This is a genomic window from Hydrogenibacillus schlegelii, from assembly GCF_001653195.1.
Classification (GTDB): Bacteria; Bacillota; Bacilli; order Thermicanales; family DSM-22653; genus Hydrogenibacillus; species Hydrogenibacillus schlegelii.
Window position 1 is genome coordinate 1 of sequence record NZ_JXBB01000046.1, and the last position, 2,944, is coordinate 2,944.

At 63.7% G+C, this 2,944-nt stretch carries 1 rRNA gene; it reads right to left on the reverse strand.

Features of this window, described 5'->3' with window-relative positions:
* Position 1: 1 nt before the first annotated feature.
* A 23S ribosomal RNA gene (locus SA87_RS10160) occupies positions 2 to 2,920 on the reverse strand.
* Between the last annotated feature and the right edge of the window lie 24 nt (positions 2,921 to 2,944).

Genomic DNA, 2,944 nt, shown 5'->3' on the forward strand with positions numbered 1-2,944 from the left:
GGGGGGCAAAGCCTCGACCGATTCGGATCCGTCAGCTTCACGCGTTACCGCGCTTCCACCTCGGACCGATCGACCTCGTCGTCTACGAGGGGTCTTACCCGGTCAAGCCGGTGGGAAATCTCATCTTGGGGTGGGCTTCGCGCTTAGATGCTTTCAGCGCTTATCCCGTCCGCACTTGGCTACCCAGCGGTGCGCCTGGCGGCACAACTGGTACACCAGCGGTGCGTCCGTCCCGGTCCTCTCGTACTGGGGACGACTCCCCTCAAATTTCCTCCGCCCGCGACAGATAGGGACCGAACTGTCTCACGACGTTCTGAACCCAGCTCACGTACCGCTTTAATGGGCGAACAGCCCAACCCTTGGGACCGGCTCCAGCCCCAGGATGCGATGAGCCGACATCGAGGTGCCAAACCTCCCCGTCGATGTGGACTCTTGGGGGAGATCAGCCTGTTATCCCCGGGGTAGCTTTTATCCGTTGAGCGATGGCCCTTCCACTCGGTACCACCGGATCACTAAGCCCGACTTTCGTCCCTGCTCGACCCGTCGGTCTCGCAGTCAAGCCCCCTTCTCGCCTTTGCACGCTCCGCGCGATTTCCATCCGCGCTGAGGGGACCTTTGGGCGCCTCCGTTACCCTTTAGGAGGCGACCGCCCCAGTCAAACTGCCCGCCTGACACGGTCCCCCGACCGGCTCACGGCCGCGGGTGAGTCGTCCGCCGCCTCCAGGGTGGTATCCCACCGCCGCCTCCGCGCCCCCTGACGAGGACGCTTCCCAGGCTCCCACCTATCCTGTACAGAAGGCGGCAAACCACAATATCAGGCTGCAGTAAAGCTCCACGGGGTCTTTCCGTCTAGTCGCGGGTACCCTGCATCTTCACAGGGACTACGATTTCACCGAGCCTCCTGCCGAGACAGCGCCCAGGTCGTTACGCCTTTCGTGCGGGTCGGAACTTACCCGACAAGGAATTTCGCTACCTTAGGACCGTTATAGTTACGGCCGCCGTTTACTGGGGCTTCGGTTCAGAGCTTCGGGCCTAAACCCTAACCCTTCCCCTTAACCTTCCAGCACCGGGCAGGCGTCAGCCCCTATACGTCGCCTTACGGCTTCGCAGAGACCTGTGTTTTTGCTAAACAGTCGCCTGGGCCACTTCTCTGCGGCCTGCCTTCCAAGACAGGCGCCCCTTCTCCCGAAGTTACGGGGCCATTTTGCCGAGTTCCTTAGCAGGAGTTCGCTCGCGCGCCTGAGGATCCTCTCCTCGCCCACCTGTGTCGGTTTCCGGTACGGGCGCTCCCAGGCCTCGCTAGAGGCTTTTCTCGGCAGTGCGATCCGGAAGGCCTTCGGTACTCGCCTTCCCTCCCCGTCACGGCTCAGGCTTCCGGCGCGCGGATTTGCCTGCGCACCACCCTCGCCGCTTGGACGCGCTCTTCCATCCCGCGCGCGCCTTCGGACCCCCTGCGTCCCCCCGTCGCTCAAACGGCCGGGAGCGGTACGGGATTCTCCACCCGTTTCCCATCAGCTACGCCTCGCGGCCTCGCCTTAGGTCCCGACTTACCCTGAGCGGACGAGCCTTCCTCAGGAACCCTTGGGCTTTCGGCGGGTCGGATTCTCACCGACCTTCTCGCTACTCACGCCGGCATTCTCGCTTCCCTGCGCTCCACGCGCCCTCCCGGTCGCGCTTCCCCGCCCAGGGAACGCTCCCCTACCGCACTTCCCGTGCCCGGCGCTTCGGTGTCGCGCTTAGCCCCGTTACATTTTCCGCGCAGCGCCACTCGACCAGTGAGCTATTACGCACTCTTTGAATGATGGCTGCTTCTAAGCCAACATCCTGGTTGTCTTCGCAGCGCCACATCGTTTCCCACTAAGCGCAAACTCCGGGACCTTAGCGGCCGGTCTGGGCTCTTTCCCTCTCGACGACGAAGCTTATCCCCCGCCGTCTGACTCCCAAGGACCACGCCCGGGCATTCGCAGTTTGACAGGGCTTGGTAGCCCTCGCGGGCCCCGCACCCAATCAGCGCTCTACCTCCCAGGCGCTCCCCTTGAGGCTCGCCCTCAAGCGATTTCGGGGAGAACCAGCTATCTCCGGGTTCGCTTGGCTTTTCACCCCTACCCACACCTCATCCCCTGGTTTTGCAACACCAGTGGGTTCGGGCCTCCAGTCGGATTTCGCCGACCTTCACCCTGGACATGGGTAGATCACCCGGTTTCGGGTCGACGCCTGCATACTCCCGCCCTCTTCAGACTCGCTTTCGCTCCGGCTCCGGCCCTGAAGGCCTTAACCTCGCATGCAAGCGTCACTCGCCGGCTCATTCTGCAAAAGGCACGCCGTCACCCATCGACGGGCTCCGACTGCTTGTGGGCACACGGTTTCAGGTCCTCTTTCACTCCCCTCCCGGGGTGCTTTTCACCGTTCCCTCACGGTACTCCTCCACTATCGGTCGCCAGGGAGTATTTAGCCTTGGGAGGTGGTCCTCCCCGCTTCCCGCGGGATTCCTCGTGCCCCGCGGTACTCAGGAGCCGGGCCAGGAGGAAAGAGCGTTTCGGCTACAGGGCTCTCACCTTCTCCGGCCGACCGTTCCAGGTCCGTTCGCCTACGCCCTCTCTTTGTCACTCCCGTGCGGCCCGGTCCTACAACCCCGGACTTGCGTCCGGTTTGGGCTCCTCCCCTTTCGCTCGCCGCTACTCGGGGAATCGCGGTTGCTTTCTTCTCCTCGGGGTACTGAGATGTTTCAGTTCCCCCGGTTGCCCTCCTGCGCCTATGCATTCAGCGCAGAATGCCAGGGCTCCACCCTGGCGGGTTCCCCCATTCGGGCACCCCCGGATCCCGGCCCGCTTGCGGCTCCCCGGGGCGTTTCGCCGCTTGCCGCGCCCTTCATCGGCTCCTGGCGCCGAGGCATCCACCGTGCGCCCTTCCACCTTTGCCTCGCCCACGATCCAGTTTTCAAGGA